The sequence below is a fragment of the Rhodanobacter umsongensis genome, from assembly GCF_042654965.1.
GTDB classification, from domain to species: Bacteria; Pseudomonadota; Gammaproteobacteria; order Xanthomonadales; family Rhodanobacteraceae; genus Rhodanobacter; species Rhodanobacter umsongensis.
Map to the genome: position 1 here is coordinate 772,249 of NZ_JBHSMK010000002.1, position 18,807 is coordinate 791,055.

General features: G+C 66.6%; 14 protein-coding genes. 7 read left to right on the top strand and 7 right to left on the bottom strand.

Annotated elements, in window-relative coordinates:
• Positions 1-28: 28 nt before the first annotated feature.
• The 3 genes from ACFPME_RS03760 to ACFPME_RS03770 form a co-directional block, all read right to left on the bottom strand.
• Positions 29-700 (bottom strand): hypothetical protein, encoded by a 672-nt coding sequence (locus ACFPME_RS03760; RefSeq protein ID WP_377302162.1) that lies wholly within the window; start codon positions 698-700, stop codon positions 29-31.
• Entirely contained in the window at positions 697-1,224 is a 528-nt protein-coding gene (locus ACFPME_RS03765; protein ID WP_377302164.1) for an RNA polymerase sigma factor, read from the bottom strand. The genes ACFPME_RS03760 and ACFPME_RS03765 overlap by 4 nt, the downstream gene beginning before the upstream one ends.
• Before the next feature lie 268 nt (positions 1,225-1,492).
• Positions 1,493-2,410 (bottom strand): NAD(P)/FAD-dependent oxidoreductase, encoded by a 918-nt coding sequence (locus ACFPME_RS03770; RefSeq protein WP_377302166.1) that lies wholly within the window; start codon positions 2,408-2,410, stop codon positions 1,493-1,495.
• 327 nt (positions 2,411-2,737) lie between these two features.
• Between ACFPME_RS03770 and ACFPME_RS03775 the strand changes: the two genes are divergently transcribed.
• The 6 genes from ACFPME_RS03775 to rapA all read left to right on the top strand — a co-directional run bounded on the left by ACFPME_RS03775 (position 2,738) and on the right by rapA (position 13,920).
• Positions 2,738-3,415 carry a DUF502 domain-containing protein gene (locus ACFPME_RS03775; RefSeq protein ID WP_377302168.1) on the top strand — a complete coding sequence of 226 codons (678 nt, stop codon included), beginning with the start codon at positions 2,738-2,740 and terminating at the stop codon, positions 3,413-3,415.
• Positions 3,412-5,226 carry a M14 family metallopeptidase gene (locus tag ACFPME_RS03780; protein WP_377302170.1) on the top strand — a complete coding sequence of 605 codons (1,815 nt, stop codon included), beginning with the start codon at positions 3,412-3,414 and terminating at the stop codon, positions 5,224-5,226. Before ACFPME_RS03775 ends, ACFPME_RS03780 begins: the two co-directional genes overlap by 4 nt.
• Positions 5,227-5,358: 132 nt before the next feature.
• Positions 5,359-7,491: a M13 family metallopeptidase gene (locus ACFPME_RS03785; RefSeq protein WP_377302172.1), complete on the top strand. Its 2,133-nt coding sequence runs from the start codon at positions 5,359-5,361 to the stop codon at positions 7,489-7,491.
• Between the two features lie 335 nt (positions 7,492-7,826).
• The gene (locus tag ACFPME_RS03790) at positions 7,827-10,166 is read left to right on the top strand and encodes a catecholate siderophore receptor Fiu (RefSeq protein ID WP_377302174.1); all 2,340 of its coding nucleotides are present in this window, start codon (positions 7,827-7,829) and stop codon (positions 10,164-10,166) included.
• A 109-nt stretch (positions 10,167-10,275) separates the two neighbouring features.
• The gene (locus tag ACFPME_RS03795; RefSeq protein WP_377302176.1) at positions 10,276-10,956 is read left to right on the top strand and encodes a Fe2+-dependent dioxygenase; all 681 of its coding nucleotides are present in this window, start codon (positions 10,276-10,278) and stop codon (positions 10,954-10,956) included.
• Positions 10,957-11,079: 123 nt separating this feature from the next.
• The gene (gene rapA, locus ACFPME_RS03800; RefSeq protein WP_377302178.1) at positions 11,080-13,920 is read left to right on the top strand and encodes an RNA polymerase-associated protein RapA; all 2,841 of its coding nucleotides are present in this window, start codon (positions 11,080-11,082) and stop codon (positions 13,918-13,920) included.
• Between the two features lie 4 nt (positions 13,921-13,924).
• Here the strand turns inward: rapA and ACFPME_RS03805 are convergent, their stop codons facing one another.
• The 4 genes from ACFPME_RS03805 to ACFPME_RS03820 form a co-directional block, all read right to left on the bottom strand.
• Positions 13,925-14,590: a rhomboid family intramembrane serine protease gene (locus tag ACFPME_RS03805; RefSeq protein WP_377302180.1), complete on the bottom strand. Its 666-nt coding sequence runs from the start codon at positions 14,588-14,590 to the stop codon at positions 13,925-13,927.
• 202 nt (positions 14,591-14,792) lie between these two features.
• Positions 14,793-15,743: a C40 family peptidase gene (locus ACFPME_RS03810; protein ID WP_377302182.1), complete on the bottom strand. Its 951-nt coding sequence runs from the start codon at positions 15,741-15,743 to the stop codon at positions 14,793-14,795.
• 236 nt (positions 15,744-15,979) lie between these two features.
• A complete protein-coding gene (locus ACFPME_RS03815; RefSeq protein ID WP_377302184.1) occupies positions 15,980-16,687 on the bottom strand; it encodes a YggS family pyridoxal phosphate-dependent enzyme in 708 nt (235 codons plus the stop codon).
• 16 nt (positions 16,688-16,703) lie between these two features.
• Complete coding sequence (locus ACFPME_RS03820; protein ID WP_377302186.1) at positions 16,704-18,128, bottom strand: M20 family metallopeptidase; 1,425 nt, start codon at positions 18,126-18,128, stop codon at positions 16,704-16,706.
• 243 nt (positions 18,129-18,371) lie between these two features.
• On the opposite strand from ACFPME_RS03820, the gene ACFPME_RS03825 reads away from it, so the two are divergent.
• Positions 18,372-18,734: a ComEA family DNA-binding protein gene (locus ACFPME_RS03825; protein WP_377302188.1), complete on the top strand. Its 363-nt coding sequence runs from the start codon at positions 18,372-18,374 to the stop codon at positions 18,732-18,734.
• Positions 18,735-18,807 lie beyond the last annotated feature (73 nt).

Genomic DNA, 18,807 nt, shown 5'->3' on the forward strand with positions numbered 1-18,807 from the left:
GGCGGAAGCATCGCGGCTGGAGCCGCTCTTACTCGTGCTCGAAGCGGCCGATCTCGTCCAGCTGGCGGGCGACACGCGCCAAGGTGGCGCCGGACAGGTCATCCACCAGGCGTTGCAGCCACGCCGACTTGATCGGGCGACCGGCCAGGCGCCGCGCCAGCCAGAGGCTGAAACCGGTGCCGGCAGCACCCACCGCCAGGTTCGCCCCGATCCATCCCGCTGCGCCGGCAAACCAGTCCACGCCCGATGACCAGGTCAGCACCACCAGCGGCACCACCCACCACAGGAACCACCACGGCAGACCCAGCGCCAGCGTGCTGACCATGCGGAAGCGGCGCAGCTGCGCCAGGCGCCGTTGCAGCACCAGCACCGGCGCATCGAACAGGTAGATGCGGCTGAGCAGAAACAGCTGCGTGACGCTCGACCAGATGCCGGCGATGCCATAGGCATGCAACAGCAGGCCGATTGCCAGCAGATGCGTGACGTGCCGGTGTTCGACCCAGAACGAGGCGACTGCCACCACGAAAGCCAGCCAGCAGGCGATCTCGGCCACCTGCCACGCCAGGCTCCAGCGCATCGTCGAACGCGCCTTGTCCATCCGCCTGTCGCGCACGTCCTGGCGCAGCAGCGCCTCCATACCGTCCTGGCGCAGCTCCATGCGCGCCCACGCCTGCTTCATCTCATCCAGCTCCATCTTCATGCCCTCGCTGCGGTGGTTTCGGCAGCAACCATCTGGCCGCGCAGCTTCTGCTTGATGCGGCTGATCTTGGTCGCCACGTTGGTTTCACTGATGCCGAGGATCTCGGCGATCTCGGGGTAGCCCTTGTCTTCCAGGTACAGCAGGATCAGGGCGCGGTTGAGTGGATCGAGCTGGCCGATGAAGGCGTACAGCGCGGTCAGGCGGTCGTCCTGTTCGGCGATCGGCTCGCCGCCGCCGACGGTTTCCAGGTGATGCGCCGCCAGCGGCTCGAAGCGGTCGGCATCGCGCCAGCGCCGCGCCTGCGAGATCGCCACGTTCAGCGCGATGCGGTACATCCAGGTGGAGAACTTCGCGCGCGCCGGGTCGTAGCGGTCGAACGATCGCCACAGTTGCGTGCTGATCTCCTGCGCCAGATCGTCGCGGTCCGCCGCGCTGCGGCTGTACAGGCCCGCCACCTTGAACACGATCCGGCGGTGCTCGTGCAGCAGCGATGCGAAACTTTGCTGTGGATGTCTGGCGCTCATGGACGTCGATTCCGCTCGGTTCAACCCATGATTCGCAGGTCGCCGGGAAAAATCACGGCACCTGCGTTCCCGCCCGCGGATCACCCCTCACCGATCACCCCTCACCGATCACCCCGAGCGTAGCGCAGCGTACGCGGGGAGCGGCCAGGGAGCGCCGCTGCCCGGGAGAAGCGAGGAAATCGAAGGCCACGCCACCCCGCAACTCACCGGCCAGATCATGGCCACGGAGGCCGCTCGCAACGCCGGACAACCTGATCGCCGCCTGCGCTCAGCGAGGGTTCGGCGGCAGCTGGCGATGCACCGCCGTCGCCGCCAGCGCCGCCTGGCCCACCGCCACGCTGATCTGGTTGAGCCCGCTGACCACATCGCCGATCGCGTACAGGCCCGGCACGCTGGTCTGCATGGACGAATCCACGCGCAGCTCGCCGCCCTCGTCCACGGCGGCATGCAGCGCCTGCGCCAGCGCGGATTGCGCGTCGGCGCCCAGCACCGGGTACAGCGTATCGAACCGTTCGCTGGAGCCGTCCGCAAACGTCGCGAGGCAGGCGCCCTCGCGCCACGCCAGCCGCACCGGCGCGCCGCGCAGCGCGATGCCGCCGGCGGCGGCCCGTTGCCGCAGCGTCGCGTCGGGGGCGTCCCCGGCCTGGCTGTCCAGGGCGGTCACCCGGCGCGAAAACGTGCGCAGGAATTCCGCATGGCCCAGCGCCACCTCACCGGGCCCGAGCACCCCGATCGCCTCGTCGCGCGCCTCGTAGCCATCGCATACCGCGCACAGGCGCAGCACGCCGCTGGCGATCGCCTGTTCCGCGTCGTCGATCTCGGGCAGCCGGTCGACCACGCCGGTGGCCAGGATCACCTGCCGCGCGCGCCAGCTGCGCTGGCCATCGCCGGCGACAAAGTCCCCGCCCTCACGCGTCAGCGTGTCGATCCGGGTCGGCACGATCGGCACCGCGAACTCGTCCGCCTGTGCGCGGAAACGCTGCAGCAGCTCGTCGCCCGCCACGCCAAACGGAAACCCCGGACAGTTGTGGCTGGCCGGAATCCAGCGCGCCCGGCTGCGGCCGCCATCGATCACCACGACCTTGCGCCGATAGCGCGCCAGATACGTCGCCGCAGTCAGCCCGGCCGGCCCCGCACCGATCACCAGGCAGTCGAGCACATCATCGCGGGGTGCGGAGGTGGACACGGCAGGCAGACCAAAATCTTAGAGATGGGCGAGCTTGCACGCGTTGGCCGTGAAGCGGGCGTGGGGGAACGGGGATCTGGCGTTGCCTGTGCCGTCCGCCGTCGCGAAAGCCTCGCCTGCGGCATGGGTTCTGCGCGACTGCGCGGGCCACGGGACCGGGCCAGCGACGATGCACAGCCCGCCCTACCTGCTGGAGCTGTTCCTGCGCGTGGCCGCCGTCAGCCTGGAAACCATGAAGATCGTGCACGCCCTGCCGCCGTTGAAACTTCGCTGACGCGCCGAGACCCTCGCCTACAATGTGCGAACCCCCACGCCCCGGATCACTCCATGCCCCCGCTGCGCCTCAAACGCTACCTTCTCACCGGCCTGCTCACGTTCATCCCGCTGTGGGTGACCTGGCTGGTGTTCAAGTTCGTGCTGGGGCTGCTGGCCGGCATCGGCGCGCCGATGGTGGCAGCGCTGCTGAATGCGCTGGCGCTGGTGGCGCCGCGCACGGCCGAATCGCTGAAGATGGAATGGCTGACCTTCATCGTTGCGCTGGTGACCACGCTGGTGGCGCTGTACCTGCTCGGCTTCGTGGCGAACCGGGTGATCGGCCAGCGCTTCCTCAATGCGTTCGACGCCCTGCTGGCGCGCATCCCGCTGGTGCAGACGATTTACGGCGGCACCAAGAAGCTGATGGCGGTATTGCAGAACAAGCCGTCGGGCGTGCAGCGCGTGGTGCTGGTGGAGTTTCCACGCCGCGGCATGAAGGTGGTCGGTTTCGTGACCCGCGTGATGATCGAGGAAGGCAGCGGCCGCGAGATGGCGGCGGTGTACATCCCGACCACGCCGAACCCCACCGGCGGTTACCTGGAAGTGGTGCCGCTGGACGAGCTCACGCCGACCGACTGGACGATGGACCAGGCGATGGCCTTCATCATTTCCGGCGGCGCGGTGGCGCCCGATACGCTGCCGGCGGCGCCCGCTCAGCTGCGTCGCGACGCACCGGAGCACCGCGCGTGAGCCTGCGCCAGGCGTTTGCTGCCGCGCTGCTCGGCCTGGCCGCCCTCGGCGCGCAGGCCACGGCGGCGAACGGCGTCGACTGGACTACCCCGGCCGAGGCCGCGCACTTCCGCACCACGCCGAGCTACGCCGACACCATGGCCTACCTGCAGCGGCTGCAGCGCGCGGCGCCGGGGCTGATCCATCTGGCCACCTTCGGCAGCACGCCCGAAGGCCGGCCGATGACGGTGGTGATTGCCAGCGGCGACGGCACGTTTGACCCGGGCGCCGCGCGGGCCGCAGGCAAACCGGTGGTGCTGGTGCAGGCCGGCATCCATCCGGGCGAGATCGAGGGCAAGGACGCCGGCCTGATGCTGCTGCGCGATATCGCGGTCACCGGCAAGTACCCGCACCTGCTCGATCATCTGGTGCTGGTGTACATCCCGGTATTCAACGTGGATGGCCACGAGAATGCCTCGCCGTATCACCGCATCAACCAGAACGGCCCGGCCAGCATGGGCTTCCGCGCCCAGTCGCAGTACCTCAACCTCAACCGCGACTACGTCAAGGCCGACGCGCCGGAGATGCTGGCGTGGCTGGCGCTGTGGCAGCACTGGCTGCCGGATTTCCTGATCGACGTGCACACCACCGACGGCGCCGACTACCAGTACGACCTGACCTGGTACACCGAGGATCCGCACAAGCTCGACCCGGTCATCGAGGCTTGGCAACACCACGCAATCATCGACGAAGCCATCCCGGCATACGAGAAGCGCGGCCACCTCGCCTCGATCTACCTTGAGTTCAAGGACGGCCGCGATCCGCGCAAGGGCATCGTCAATTTTGGTTCCGGCCCGCGCTTCTCCACCGGCTACGCGGCGCTGCAGGACCGGCCGGCGCTGCTGATCGAAACGCACATGCTGAAGCCCTACGCGAACCGCGTGCGCGCCACGTACGACCTGGTCGAACTCATGCTGGAGCAGATCGACCGGCACCCGGCCGCGCTGTCGACGGCCACCGCCCGCGCCGACGCCGATACCGTGGCGCGCGCAAACGACCCACGGGCGCGCGTGCCGCTGACGTTCGAGGCCGATCCGCGGTCGACGCCGTACCGGCTCAAGGGCTACGCGTTCACGCTCAGCCGCAGTGACATTTCCAGCAGCCCGTGGATCCGGTACGACCCGGGCGAGCCACGGACCTACGACATCGCGAACTGGAACGGGCTGCGGCCGGCGCTGTCGATCACGCCGCCGGCAGCCTACGCGGTGCCACCGCAGTGGACCGTGATCATCGCCAGGCTGGATGCGCACGGCATCCGCTATACGCGGCTCGATCGAGCGGTGGCGACCCGCGCCGAGGCGTACCAGCTCGACGCCCCCGCGTGGGCGAGCAAACCGTTCGAAGGCCACCTGATGCTGCGCAGCTTCAGCCTGCACGCGGCGTCGCGCGAGCTGACCCTGCCCGCCGGCACGGTGATCGTGCCGCTGGACCAGCGCGGCGCCAACGTGGCGATCGAATTGCTCGAACCGCAGGCGCCCGACTCGCTGCTGCAGTGGGGCTATCTGGGTGCGATCTTCGAGGCCAAGGAGTACGGCGAGCCGCGCGTGGTGGAGAAGCTTGCGCGCGCGATGCTGGCGAAGGACCCGGCCCTGAAGGCGGAGTTCGAACGCAAGCTGCGCGACGACCCGGCCTTCGCCGCCGATCCCGGTGCCCGGTTGCAGTTCTTCTTCGAACGCTCACCCTGGTATGCCGCCCAGCGCGTCGGCGCCTATCCGGTCATGCGGCTGGACGCGGCACAGCTGCGCCGGTTGCCGGTCACGTCCACCCCCTGACCTTTGACACTGTCTGACCCGTGACGTTTGACCTAGCGTGAAAAGGTATGGCCGCGCCTTGAGGGCTCCGGCGGCGGCCAGCCACCCATCACCGTATCCGCCCATGGGGCGATCACTTACAGAGGGAAATCCATGACCAAGCAACACCTGAAGCCCGTGGCACTGGCGATGGCCGTAAGCCTCGCGCTGTCGTTGAGCGCCTGCGGCAAGCAGGACTCCTCCAGCGCCCCCTCGCCGGCTGCCAACAGCACCGCGCCGGCGCCCGCCAGCACCGTCGCTGCCGCCGACCTCGGCAAGAGCATCTTCGACGTCAGCGAACTGGACCCGAGCATCAACGCCTGCCAGGACTTCAACGGCTTCGTCAACGCCAAATGGGTCGCCGCCAACCCGATTCCGGCCGACCGCACCCGTTGGGGCGCGTTCGACCAGCTGGCCGAGGCCAGCCTGAACACCCAGCATGACCTGGCCGACAAGGCCGCCAAGGGCGCCGCCGCCGCCAAGGCCGGTTCGATCGAACAGAAGATCGGCTACCTGTACCAGTCCGGCATGGACGAGGCCGCCATCGAGAAAGCCGGCTTCAGCCCGATCAAGCCCAAGCTCGACGCGATCGCCGCCCTGAAGAACGGCAGCGACGTGGCCGACTACATCACCAAGAGCTACGTCGGGGGTGATGGCCAGGTGTTCTCCTTCGGCGCCGGCGCCGATTTCCACCACGCCGACATGCAGATCGCGTACGCGAACGAAGCCGGGCTGGGTCTGCCGACCAAGGACTACTACAGCGACGCCAAGTACAAGGACCTCCGCGACGCCTACGTGGCCTACATCGCCAAGGCGCTGCAGCTGACCGGCGCGACCGAGGCCGATGCCAAGAAGCAGGCGGCCGACGTGCTGGCCTTCGAAACCCAGCTCGCCGCCGCGTCGCTGGCTCCGGTCGAAGAACGCGACCCGAAGAACCAGTATCACTTCGTCAGCGTCAAGGACGCCGACCAGGCCACCCCGAATTTCAGCTGGGACAAGTTCTTTGCCGCCCAGGGCGTGACCGTCGACAAGGGCTTCTCGCTGTCGCAGCCGAAGTTCTTCGCCGAGTTCGACAAGCTGCTGGCCAAGGCGCCGATCAGCCAGTGGCAGGCCTACCTGCGCTTCCACACCATCGATGACGCCTCGAACTACCTGGGCAAGGGTTTCCAGGACAACAAGTTCGACTTCTACGGCAAGACCCTCGCCGGCCAGCCGGAACAGAAGCCGCGCTGGAAGCGCGTGCTGGGCGCAGTGAACGGGTCGATGGGCGAGGCACTGGGCCAGCTGTACGTGGCGGAGATGTTCAAGCCCGAAGCCAAGGCGCGCGCGCAGGAGCTGGTCGACAACGTGCGCAATGCGCTGAAGGCGCGCATCCAGAACCTCGACTGGATGAGCGACGAGACCAAGGCCAAGGCGATCGCGAAGTGGGATACGTTCATGCCGAAGATCGGCTACCCGGACAAGTGGCGCGACTGGTCCGGCCTGAACATCACCGGCGACAACTACTACGCGAACGTGATGGCGGCCGCCAAGTTCAACTACGACTACGACATCGCCAAGATCGGCAAGCCGACCGACCGCAAGGAATGGGGCATGAGCCCGCAGACGGTCAACGCCTACTACAACCCGACCGACAACACGATCAACTTCCCGGCAGCGATCCTGCAGCCGCCGTTCTTCGACGCCAAGGCCGACGACGCGATCAACTACGGCGGCATCGGCGCGGTGATCGGCCATGAAGCCAGCCACGGCTTCGACGACGAAGGCAGCCAGTTCGACGGTGCCGGCAACAACGTCAACTGGTGGACCAAGGACGACCGGGCCAAGTTCGATGCGCGTACCGACAAGCTGGTGGCGCAATTCAACGATTACATGCCGATCAAGGACAAGCCGGATGCTCACGTCAACGGCAAGCTGACCCTGGGCGAGAACATCGCCGATCTGGGCGGCCTGAACGTGGCCTACGACGCCCTGCAGGCTGCCATGAAGGCCCACCCGGAGGAATCCGGCAAGCAGATCGAGGGTTACACCCAGGACCAGCGTTTCTTCCTGAACTGGGCGCGCGTGTGGCGCGGCCACGTGCGCGAGAAGCAGGCGCTGCTGTACCTCAACACCGACCCGCACGCGCCAGCGTCGCTGCGAGCCATCGGCGCACCGTCGAACATGGCCGTGTTCGCCACGGCGTTCCAGTGCAAGCCGGGCGATGCGATGGTCCGTCCGGACGGCAAGCAGGTGAAGATCTGGTAAGCCGCCGACGCTGAAGCGCCGCGCCCGCGGCGCATGAGAGAGAACGAGGCCTCGCACGCAAGTGCGGGGCCTTTTTCATGAGGCATCGCACCGATGAGCGCAACACGCTCATTTTGGTATTGCAAATCATTCGCATTAAAAATATCGTAGGCGCTAGTTCCCGGTGGAAGACCACCACGAGCCGGGCCCGCCCGGCGAACCATCACTGATCCATCCCGATCCACGCAGCCAACTGGCGGCGCGCTCCCGGCCGGCCCGCAAAAAAGCCCGCGCGGGGGGATGAGCAGGCCGAAGCACTTCGCCCCATGTACTGCTGCATTCCCACAGGAGTCTCCATGGCTTTCATTACATCGCGCAAGCACCCCGTCACCCCGCACCAGCCACAGCCGGGCAGCGGCCTGTTCACGGCGGCCACGCTGTTCACCGGGCTGGCGCTGGCGCTCCCGGCCATGGCGGCGGATCTGGCGCCGTTCACCGCAGGGTCGGGACCGCAGGTAGCGAACGCCAGAAGCCTGCCGGGCGTGAAGGTGGAGGCGACCACCAACGATTACCGCGTCGACAGGCTGTCCTCGCCGAAATTCACCCAGCCACTGCTGGATACCACGCAGACCATCAGCGTGATCACCAAGGAGCTGCTGCAGCAGCAAGGTGCCGCCACGCTGACCGAGGCGCTGCGCAACAGCCCAGGCGTGGGTACGTTCTATGTCGGCGAGAACGGCAGCACCACGACCGGTGACAGCATCTACATGCGCGGCTTCGACACGTCCGGCAGCATCTTCGTCGATGGCGTGCGCGACCTCGGATCAATCTCGCGCGACGTGTTCAACATTGAACAAGTCGAAGTCACCAAAGGTCCGGCCGGCACCGACAACGGCCGCACGTCGCCCAGCGGCGCGGTGAACCTGGTCAGCAAACAGCCGCAGTCGGGCAACGGGATCTCCGGCTCGATCGGTTACGGCAGCGGCCAGCGCCAGCGCGCTACCGCCGACTGGAACCAGGCGCTGGGCGAGCAGTCCGCCTTCCGCCTCAACGTGATGGGCCAGGACAGTGGCATGCCGGGGCGCGACAAGGTCGAGAACAGGCGCTGGGGCGTCGCCCCTTCGCTGGCGTTCGGCCTGAAGACGCCGACGCGCGTCTATCTGGATTTCCTGCATGTAAAGCAGAACAACCTGCCCGACGGCGGCGTGCCGACCCTCGGCCTGCCCGGATACGGCAGCCCCGACCCGGCGCGCCCGTTCATCGGCAATGCCGCCAGGGTCGATCCGGCGAACTTCTACGGCACGCAGGCTGACCATGACGACGTCGAGGCGGACCTGGTCACCGCCATCGTCGAACACGACGTCTCGCCCGACGTGGTCCTGCACAACACCACGCGCTGGGGCCGCACGCACCAAGACTACCTGCTGACCTCGTTCCGCGGCGATGCAACCAACCTGCTCACCCCGGACGCCGCCGATCCCTCGACCTGGACCATCGCGCGCAGCCTGCCGACCTTCAAGGACCAGACCAACCGCATCCTCACCAACCAGACCCATGTCACCGCGAATGTCGACACCGGCGGCATCACGCACAACCTGAGCGCCGGCATCGAGCTGACCCGGGAAAAAGCCGGCACGGTCGGCCTGGCCGCACTCAACGGCAGCGCGTGGCCGGCGGCGAACCTGTACCACCCGAACGCCGACGTCGGCGGCCTGGTCCATGGCCGGACCGGGGCGCACAGCGAAGGCCGGACCGATACCGCGGCCGGCTACCTGTTCGATACGCTGAAGTTCAACGAGCAATGGCAGGTCAACGCCGGCATGCGGCTGGACCACTACACCACCGACTTCAGCAGCATGGTCATCTGCGGCGCCCGCAACAGTCCGGCGTGCGGCGCGCTGCCGGCCGGCAGCGTGCTGCCGGGCGTGGACAGCGGCAAATCCGGCAACCTGCCCAACTACAAGCTCGGCGTGCTGTACAAGCCGGCCGCCAACGGCAGCGTCTACGCAAACTTCGCCGTGTCGCAGGAGCCGCCGGGCGGGAACACGCTCACCCTCAGTGCATCGGCCAACAGTGCCGACAATCCGAACCTCGACCCGCAGAAGGCCCGCACGATCGAGCTCGGCACCAAGTGGGACCTGCTTGACGAAAAGCTGCTGCTGACCGGCGCGCTCTACCGCACCACGGTCAGCAACGAGCTGGCGCAGGATCCGGTCGATCTGCAGTACTACCAGGTTGGCAAGAAGCGCGTGGAGGGCATCGAGCTGAGTGCGGTCGGCAAAATCTCCGACAACTGGGCGGTCAGCGCTGGCTATACGACGATGGATGCCAAGGTGATCAACGGCAGTGCCGTGGCCGACGATGGCTCCGCCGACCTGGCCTATACGCCGAAGAGCGCCTTCACCGCATGGACCACCTGGCACCAGCCGTTCAACCTCACCATCGGTGGCGGCGCACGCTATGCCGGCCAGATGAAGCGAGGTACCGATGGCGCGGTCGGCACGCCGGCTTTCACCGGGGCCTACTGGGTGTTCGACGCGATGGCCAGCTATCCGGTGCACGAGAACGTCGACTTGCAGTTGAACGTATACAACCTGTTCGACAGGAACCACGTCGCCGCCATCAACAAGAGCGGCTACCGCTACAGCCCGGGGGCGCCGCGTTCGGCGATGCTCACTGCCAACTTCCGCTTCTGAGCGCCGGATCGGCAACGAGCCTCGATACGGTTCGTCCTGATCGCACTCGCGTCGGCGCCGAGTCGAAAGACCCGGCCCGACCTTTCATCCGCTCGCGGAGAAACCGACCATGCTGCTGCACATTCCCGACATTCTCAGCCGCGAACAGGTCATTCAGATGCGTGCCGCGCTCGACGCAGCCGACTGGACCGACGGCCGCGAAACCGTCGGCGCGCAGGGGGCCAGGGTTAAACGCAACCAGCAGCTGCCGGATGCCTCGCCGTTGCGGCAGCAACTGGGTCAATGGGTGTTGTCGGCATTGGCGAAACATCCGGTCTACCACGCGGCGGCTTTGCCGCTGCGTACCTTGCCGCCACGCTTCAATCGTTATGCTGGCGGCGGCCACTACGGGATGCATGTCGACGGTGCAGTGATGGCCTTGCCGGCCGGCATCGGCCAGTTGCGCAGCGATGTCTCCTGCACGCTGTTTCTCAGCGAACCTGACGAATACGAGGGTGGCGAACTCATCGTCAGCGACACCTTCGGCGAGCATGAGGTGAAGCTGCCAGCAGGCGACATGATCATCTATCCGTCCAGCAGCCTGCACCGCGTCGCAGCGGTCACGCGGGGAATACGCGTGGGTTCGTTCTTCTGGGTGCAGAGCCTGATTCGTGACGACAGCCGGCGCCAGCTGCTGTTCGAGCTGGACACATCGATCCAGACACTGACCCGAACCGGCGCCGACGCCGATGCGCTGCTGCGACTTGCCGGCGTCTATCACAACCTGCTGCGCCAGTGGGCCGAAACCTGAGCGCGTGGCTCAGGCCGCGCCGGCCGTCGATCGACGTGCGGCGATGCCGCTCCCGGGCCAGCTGTTCCCACCGCGTGCTGCGGGGCGGATAATCGTCGGCCCTTGAAGCAACATGGCTGAACAATGTTCGTACCTGGTCAACGCTGGATCTCTTCCGCCGAACCCGAGCTTGGCCTCGGCACCGTGTTGCGCATCGAGGGGCGCGGCGTGCAGGTGCTGTTCGCCAAGGCCGGCGTGCTGCGCCCGTATGCGATCGACTCGGCCCCGCTGATCCGTGCCGAATTCCGCGCCGGCCAACGCGTCGCCGGCAAGGGCATCGCGTTTCTGGTGGAACGCGTGGAGATCCGCGACGAGCTGCTGATCTACCGCGGCGAAGGGCGCGAGCTGGAAGAAGGCCAGCTCGACGACGAGCAAAGTGTGAGCCAGGCCGACGATCGCCTGATCGGTGGCCGCACCGATGCGGTAGCGCACTTCGAGCTGCGCCTGGAAGGCCTCAAGCGGCGTGCCGAGGCACGCCGTTCGCCGATGTGGGGGCTCGGCGCGGCACGCATCGGGCTGGTGCCGCACCAACTGCGCGTGGCCGGCATCGCTTCCGCGCGACGGCCGCCGCGCGTCCTGCTCGCCGACGAAGTGGGGCTGGGCAAGACCATCGAGGCGGGCATGATCATCGCCCGCCAGCTCGCCACCGGGCGCGCTTCGCGCGTGCTGCTGCTATTGCCCGACACGCTGGTCTACCAGTGGTTCGTCGAGCTGCTGCGTCGCTTCAACCTCAGCTTCGCGATCTACGACGAGGAGCGTTGCGAGGCGCTCGAACAATCCGGCGAGGCGGGCAATCCGTTCGAGGACGAGCAACTGGTGATCGCCGATTTCGGCTTTCTCGAGAGCTCGCCGAAGTACGCGCAGCAATTGCTCAATGCGCCCTGGGACCTGCTCGTGGTCGACGAGGCGCACCATCTGGCATGGTCGCCGGAAGCGGCCAGCCCGCGCTACACGATGGTCGAGCAGCTGGCTGCCGTGATTCCGGGAGTGATCCTGCTCACCGCCACGCCGGAGCAGCTCGGCCGCAGCGGCCACTTTGCCCGCCTGCGCCTGCTCGACCCGCAGCGCTACCACGACCTGGACAGCTATCTCGCGGAGTCGGACACCTTTCAGGCACTGTCGAAAATCGCCGACCGACTGCTCGACGGTGAAGCACTCGACGACACGCAGCGCGCGATGCTCGCCGAGGCTTTCCACGGCGACGAGGCGCTCACCGCGCAGCTGGCCGATTCGACCCAGCCGGCGCATGCGCGCGAGCTGCTCGCCGCGCTGATCGACCGCCACGGCACCGGACGGGCAATGTTCCGCAACAACCGCGCCGGCGTCGGCGGCTTCCCGAAACGTCTGCCCGTGTGGCATGTGCAGGATGCGGACGCCATCGCGGAAAGCGCGCGCCAGGCGCTGCTGGCCGAATTCCACGCCGACATCCAGCATCCGCCGGCGTTGATCGAAGTGGATTACAGCGCCGACCCGCGTATCGACACGCTCATCACCTTGCTGGAACAGTATCCGCAGGACAAATTCCTGCTGATCTGCCGCAGCCAGGCCAAGGTGCTGGCGCTGGAAGAGGTGCTGCGCACGCGCAGCGGCGTGGGGGTGGCACGCTTCCATGAAGGGCTCGGCATCGTGCAGCGCGATCGCAATGCGGCGTACTTCGCCCAGCCCGACGGTGCGCGCTTGCTGTTGTGCTCCGAGATCGGCTCGGAAGGCCGCAACTTCCAGTTCGCTCATCGGCTGATCCTGTGGGACCTTCCGCTGGATCCGGACCTGCTCGAACAGCGCATCGGCCGGCTCGACCGCATCGGCCAGAAACACGACATCGACATCCATATCCTGGTGGTCGCCGACAGCGCGCAGCACGTGCTGGCACGCTGGTACGACGAGGGCGTCAATGCATTCCGCGTGAGCCCCGCCGATGGCCGCGAACTGCTGCGCCGCTACGGCGAGCCACTGGCCCGGCTGGCCGATGAACACGCCCGCGGCGACGACAACCGTGACCAGGAACTGGACGCGCTGCTGGCCGAGACCCACGCCAGCCACCAGCAGATGGCCGAGCTGATCCGGGGCGGTCGCGATCATCTGCTCGAGCTGGCCGCCAGCCGCGACCTGCACGCCGACGAACTGCAGCAGGCGTTCTCGCGCGAGGATGACGACCCGGGCCGCGACGCGTTCGTGCAGCACCTGCTGGAAGCGTTCGGCATCCATGCCGAGGATCTCGGCGGCAGAGTGCTGTTGCTCGATCCCCAGTATCTGTCCACCGACGCCCTGCCCGGCTTTGCCGAAGGCCCGCAGTCGGTGACGTTCGCTCGCGATACCGCGTTGGCGCGCGAGGAACTGCCGTTGCTGCGTCTCGATCACCCATTGGTCGCCGGCGCGCTCGATCTGGCGCTATCCGGTGAGCAGGGCAATGCCGCGTTCATGGTGGACGATGTTCTTCCGCCGCGCACCGCCCTGCTGCAGGCCGTGTACGTGCTCGAGTGCGTGGCCGATCGCCGGCTGGATGCCGAGCGCTTCCTGCCCAGCTTGCCGATCGTTGTCACGGTGGACACGCGGCTGGCCGAACGCGCCGATTTCGCGCCCAGCGACATCGCCTTGCGCAAAGCCGGCGATCGCAATATCGAAGTGGCGCGTTATCGCAAGTTTCTCGGCAAGCTGGTGCCACCGATGCTGGCGCGCGCCGAAAGCCTCGCCGGCGTTCGCGGGCAAGCCAGCATCGACGAGGCGCTCGCCCTAGCCGCCGAGACACTGGATGGCGAGCTGTCGCGCCTGCTTGCGCTGCGTGCCGTGAACCCCTCGATCAGCGACCGGGAAATCGCCGCGGTGGCCGACGAACGCAGTCAGTTGCTGGCCGCGCTGCCATTGTCCCGGCTGCGGCTGGACGCCGTGCGTTTCGTGGTCAGTGCCGATTTCCTCGCGTTGCGCTGAACCCTCAGCGCAACAGGCGACCCTTCGGCTTCAGCGGCAATCGGCCCCGCCAGTACTGGATCAGCACGTATCCGCCCAGCATGCCGCCGAGATGGGCGAAATGGGCGACGCCGGCCTGCGTGCCGATGACCCCCTGAACCAGTTCGACCACCGCATAGCCAGTCACGAACAGCCACGCCGGCATGGGCACCGGCAGGAAGATCAGCATCATCTTCTCCTGCGGATAAAGCATGCCGAACGCCAGCACCACACCGAAGATCGCTCCCGACGCGCCCAGCGTCGGATAGAAGCCGTGGGTGAACCAGTGCACCACGAGCAACTGGGCCACGCCCGCCACGATCGCGCAGACGAAGTAGTAGACCAGGAAGTGGCGCGAGCCGAAGGTGCGTTCGATGGTTCCACCAAACATGTACAGACCGAACATGTTGAAAAGGATGTGGGTGAACCCGCCATGCATGAAGGCGTAAGTCACCAGCTGCCAGACCCGAAAACCCGCGTCGACGACATTGCCATCGGACGTCGTTCCGCTGATGTCCGGACCCAGCGGCCATAGCGCGAAATGCTGGCTCAGGGCGAAGCTGGTCTGGTCGTTCAAAAGCAGCTGGAGCAGGAATACGACGACATTCGCGATCAACAGATTGCGTGTGACGGGTGGCAGATCAGTGGGCATCAGAGGGTTTCCAGAAACCGGGAACAGGCGGGGCGGGCGCCGCCGTCGCCGCCCGATGAGTGCACGGATACGCTGACCCGTGACGCGGGAAATCGTTCATCCGGCCAGCCTGCGGCCCGCACCGCAGCGCGTCAACCAGCCAGCCACGCAAAAGCCGCCTTGCGGCGGCTCTTCGCGACCTCGTGCACGCAAGTACAGTCGCTCAGCCCTTGCCGGCTACCTGTGCCATCGCCTCGGGCCGCTTTGCGCCAGCGAAACGCTTGGCCCAGTAACCGCTGTCGAGGCTGGAAATCTCCACTGATTTGCCGGTAGTGGGCGAGTGGATGAAGCGGCCGTTGGAAATGTAGATGCCCACATGCGAGATGCGGCGCTTGCCATGGGTGTGGAAGAACACCAGGTCGCCCGGCTTCATGTCGGCCCGCTTGACCTTGAGCCCGGCGAGAAACTGCGAGGCGGAGTTGTTGGGCAACTGCATGCCCACGGCATGGGCGAATACGTAGCGCACGAAGCCGCTGCAATCGAAACCGGTGGATGGATCCCTGCCGCCGCGTACGTAACGGATATCGCGTAGTTTCATGGCCATCGCGATCAGCGCCTTGCGCAGGTCGGTGACGCTCTGGACACCGTCCATGGCTGGCGACGTGTTGTCCCCATCAGCCTGTTCGTGTTCGGCGACGGCGCTGTCGACCACGTTCGCCGGCAGCTCGGAGCTGGCCGGTTGCGACCATGCGTTGACCGGCGCAGCCGCCTGCGCCAGCAACGGGGTCGGGTGGAACAGCGGCAGCGCACGCGCCGGCTGCAAAGCGACCAGGGACGTGGGCTGCGGAGCGATCACCCCCGCGGTGGCGCCAAGCACGCCAAAGCCCGGCAGAGTCGCCGCTGGCCTGGTTGTCGGGAAACGGGTTGCCGATGCGCCGGTGGCGACCTGCGGCAGATGCTTCGCGGATCTGTGCCTGGCGGCGGCCACTTTGCCGTGCCGCGGGCGCTTCGATGCATGATGCGAGGTTGTGGCGTGAACCGCGTTGTGGTGCCGGGCAGGCGCCGCGACGGTGGTCTTGCCGTGGCTCTTGCGGGTGGTGGTTGCCTGCAGCGGCGCCACTACAAGCAAGGCAGCAGCAAGCAGGGAGCAGACAATCGTTCGCTTGATGGGCATGCGGTGGGAAATCCTTTGAAATACACAGGATTGGCCGCCTGCAGGAGCTGACGACGTGACGTATGAGTGAACTTAACAAGAAGAAGACGTGTGTATGTTGGATTGACGTTAACTGAACCCTGTCGTTTCAGTAAACGGGGACGAGGTTCACGCTTCAGGCCCAACCGACTGATCTGCAAAGGCAAAATTGCTGATCGAAGCGCACGGGGTATTGGACAACAAGGCCTAGCCAGGGTTCAGGAGGCCGACAGGGGCCGCTTCCCGAAAATCGCCGTGCCGATACGCACCTCGGTGGCACCCTCCGCGATGGCCAGCGGAAAATCGGCGCTCATGCCCATTGAAAGCCTTGGCAGATCATGCCCTTGCGCTGTCGCGCGATCTCGCAACTCACGCAACTGGCGGAAGCACGCGCGTACCAGCGCCGGATCGCTCGACTGGATTGCCACCGTCATCAGGCCGCGCACGCGCAAGCTGGGGTAATCGCGCAAGGCATTCAGGAAGTCGCACAGCTGTTCAGCTGGCAGACCATGTTTCGTCGGCTCGGTGGAGGTCTTGACCTGCACGAGGACGTCGATCGCACGGCCCTCCGACTGCAGCCTGCGGTCCAGTGCCTCGGCCAGTTCCAGCCGATCCAGCGACTGCACCTCGCTGGCCAGTCGCGCCACGTCCCTGGCCTTGTTGGTCTGCAGGTGGCCGATCACCACCCATTCGATATGGCAATCGGCCAGCGGCGCGGACTTGTCACGGATCTCCTGCACCTTGTTCTCGCCGAAACGGCGCTGGCCCAGCGCGACCATCGCCCGGATCAGCTCGGGGCCGAAGGTCTTGCTGACCGGGAGGATGCCGACATTTGCCGGGTCCCTGCCCGCCGCGAAACAGGCTTCGTCGACGCGCTGGCGAACCTGCGCCCAATTCTCTGCCAGCCAGGCGATGTCCGTGCTCATGCGCCGGCGAGCGGGCTCAGGCCCTGCCGGCTTGGCGGTGATGGCGCGCGACCACCTCGGCCACCACCATGCTGACCTTCTTGCCGGTGGGGATGTGCAGGAACTCGTTCGGCCCATGGGCATTGGAGTGCGGGCCCAGCACACCGGTTATCAAGAATTGCGCCCGCGGGAACTTCTCGCCCAGCATGCCCATGAACGGGATGCTGCCGCCTTCACCCATGTAGGCGGCAGGCGCGCCGAAATAGTTCTGCGAGGCATCGGCCACCGCTTGTTCCAGCCACGGCGACAGCTGCGGTGCGTTCCAGCCACTGCCGTCCTTTTCCACCGTGAAAGTGACCTTGGCGCCGTATGGCGGATCCTTCTCCAGCAGTTGCCTGAGAAATTCGCCCGCCTTGGCGCCATTGAGCGTGGGCGGCACGCGCAGGCTGAGTTTCACCGACGTCACTGGCCGCAGCACATTGCCGGCACTCTCCAGCGCAGGGATCCCGCCGATGCCGGTCACTGCCAGTTGCGGGCGCCAGGTGCGGTTGAGCACCAGCTCGGCGAGGTCGTGGGTGACCGGCTGCATCCCGTCGACCCAGGGAAACTTGTCGTAGATGTCCGCGCCCAGTACCTCGGCCGACAGTTTCGCCTGCTCGATCCGCTGCGGCGGAATCTCGACGTAGAGTTCCTTTGGCTTGATCTGACCGGTGGCCGGATCCTCCAGCCGCGACAACAGATCGCGCAGGATGCGGAAGCTCGACGGCACCACGCCGGAAGCGTCGCCGGAATGCACGCCCTCTTCCAGCACCTGCACGGTGAGATTGCCGCCGGTCATGCCGCGCAGCGAGGTGGTGAGCCACAGCTGGTCGTAGTTGCCGCAGCCCGAATCCAGACACACCACCAGCGACGGGCTACCGATGCGGGCGGCCAGGTGATCGACGTAGAACGGCAGGTCGTAGCTGCCCGATTCCTCGCAGGCCTCGATCATCACCACGCAACGCGCATGCGGGATGCCTTGCTCGTGCAGCGCCAGCAGCGCCGCCAGCGAACCGAAGATGGCGTAACCGTCATCGGCGCCGCCGCGGCCATACAGCTTGTCGCCCCTGATCACCGGCGTCCACGGACCGAGCCCCTCGGCCCAGCCGGTCATCTCCGGTTGCTTGTCCAGATGGCCGTACAACATCACGGTGTCGTCGCCTTCGCCCGGCACGTCGATAAAGATAAGCGGGGTGCGCCCTTCCAGCCGAACCACTTCCAGGGTGGCCCCCGGCAACTGACTCAGCTTGGAGCGCGCCCAGGTTTCCATCAGCTGCACCGCGGCATCCATGTGGCCGTGCTCAACCCATTTCGCATCGAACATCGGGGACTTGTTCGGGATACGGATGTATTCAACCAGCCTCGGCACAATTTCGTCGTCCCACAAGCCACTGACATAGCGGGAAAGGCGAGCGGTATCCATGAACAACTCCATCGACGGTCAGGTTCCCATTGTAGCAGCGCCGCCAGTCGGCCCCGAGCGTCGGCAGGCACCCACAGGCCTCAACGGGGATGGCGCACGCCGCCATTGCGAGACGTCCGGCTGCGGGTTGCGTCGCCGCCGTGCAAAGTGCTGCTGCGGCATTCGCACGCCGCCGTCGCCGGCTCGCGTCACCGCTGCTGTCCCATCCCATCGTTTCATTTCCTTTATTCAAGGAGGAAGACCATGTTCAACAAACTCGCCGCTCTTGCCTTTGCGCTGACCCTCGCCGTGCCGGGGCTGCTGCTCGCCGCCACGCCGGTCAACATCAACCAGGCCGATGCGGCCACCATCGCCAAGTCGCTTGACGGCATCGGGCAGTCCAGGGCGCAGGCCATCGTTGATTGGCGCACCGCCCACGGCCCGTTCAAGAAGGCCGACGACCTGCATCACGTCAAGGGCATCGGCAAGGCCACGATCGAACGCAATCGCGATGCGATCCTGCTCAGCGACGACGCGGCCGAGGCCGTCGCCAAAGCCGGCGCACCGGCCAAAGCCGCGCACAAGAGCCGAAAGGTGGTCTCCGTGGAAGCCGCCGCCGAAGAATGATCCGGCCAGCGGACCCGGCGGCGCGACTGGTGGCGGGTCGCGCCGTCTGGGTTACACTCGCGCGCCTTCCTGT

Bases quoted from the DNA above. Each gene is read 5' to 3' on its own strand.
- ACFPME_RS03760 (WP_377302162.1), bottom strand. From the start codon at position 700: ATGAAGATGGAGCTGGATGAGATGAAGCAGGCGTGGGCGCGCATGGAG.
- ACFPME_RS03765 (WP_377302164.1), bottom strand. From the start codon at position 1,224: ATGAGCGCCAGACATCCACAGCAAAGTTTCGCATCGCTGCTGCACGAG.
- ACFPME_RS03775 (WP_377302168.1), top strand. From the start codon at position 2,738: ATGCCCCCGCTGCGCCTCAAACGCTACCTTCTCACCGGCCTGCTCACG.
- ACFPME_RS03785 (WP_377302172.1), top strand. From the start codon at position 5,359: ATGACCAAGCAACACCTGAAGCCCGTGGCACTGGCGATGGCCGTAAGC.
- ACFPME_RS03790 (WP_377302174.1), top strand. From the start codon at position 7,827: ATGGCTTTCATTACATCGCGCAAGCACCCCGTCACCCCGCACCAGCCA.
- ACFPME_RS03795 (WP_377302176.1), top strand. From the start codon at position 10,276: ATGCTGCTGCACATTCCCGACATTCTCAGCCGCGAACAGGTCATTCAG.
- rapA (WP_377302178.1), top strand. From the start codon at position 11,080: ATGTTCGTACCTGGTCAACGCTGGATCTCTTCCGCCGAACCCGAGCTT.
- ACFPME_RS03805 (WP_377302180.1), bottom strand. From the start codon at position 14,590: ATGCCCACTGATCTGCCACCCGTCACACGCAATCTGTTGATCGCGAAT.
- ACFPME_RS03810 (WP_377302182.1), bottom strand. From the start codon at position 15,743: ATGCCCATCAAGCGAACGATTGTCTGCTCCCTGCTTGCTGCTGCCTTG.
- ACFPME_RS03815 (WP_377302184.1), bottom strand. From the start codon at position 16,687: ATGAGCACGGACATCGCCTGGCTGGCAGAGAATTGGGCGCAGGTTCGC.
- ACFPME_RS03820 (WP_377302186.1), bottom strand. From the start codon at position 18,128: ATGGATACCGCTCGCCTTTCCCGCTATGTCAGTGGCTTGTGGGACGAC.
- ACFPME_RS03825 (WP_377302188.1), top strand. From the start codon at position 18,372: ATGTTCAACAAACTCGCCGCTCTTGCCTTTGCGCTGACCCTCGCCGTG.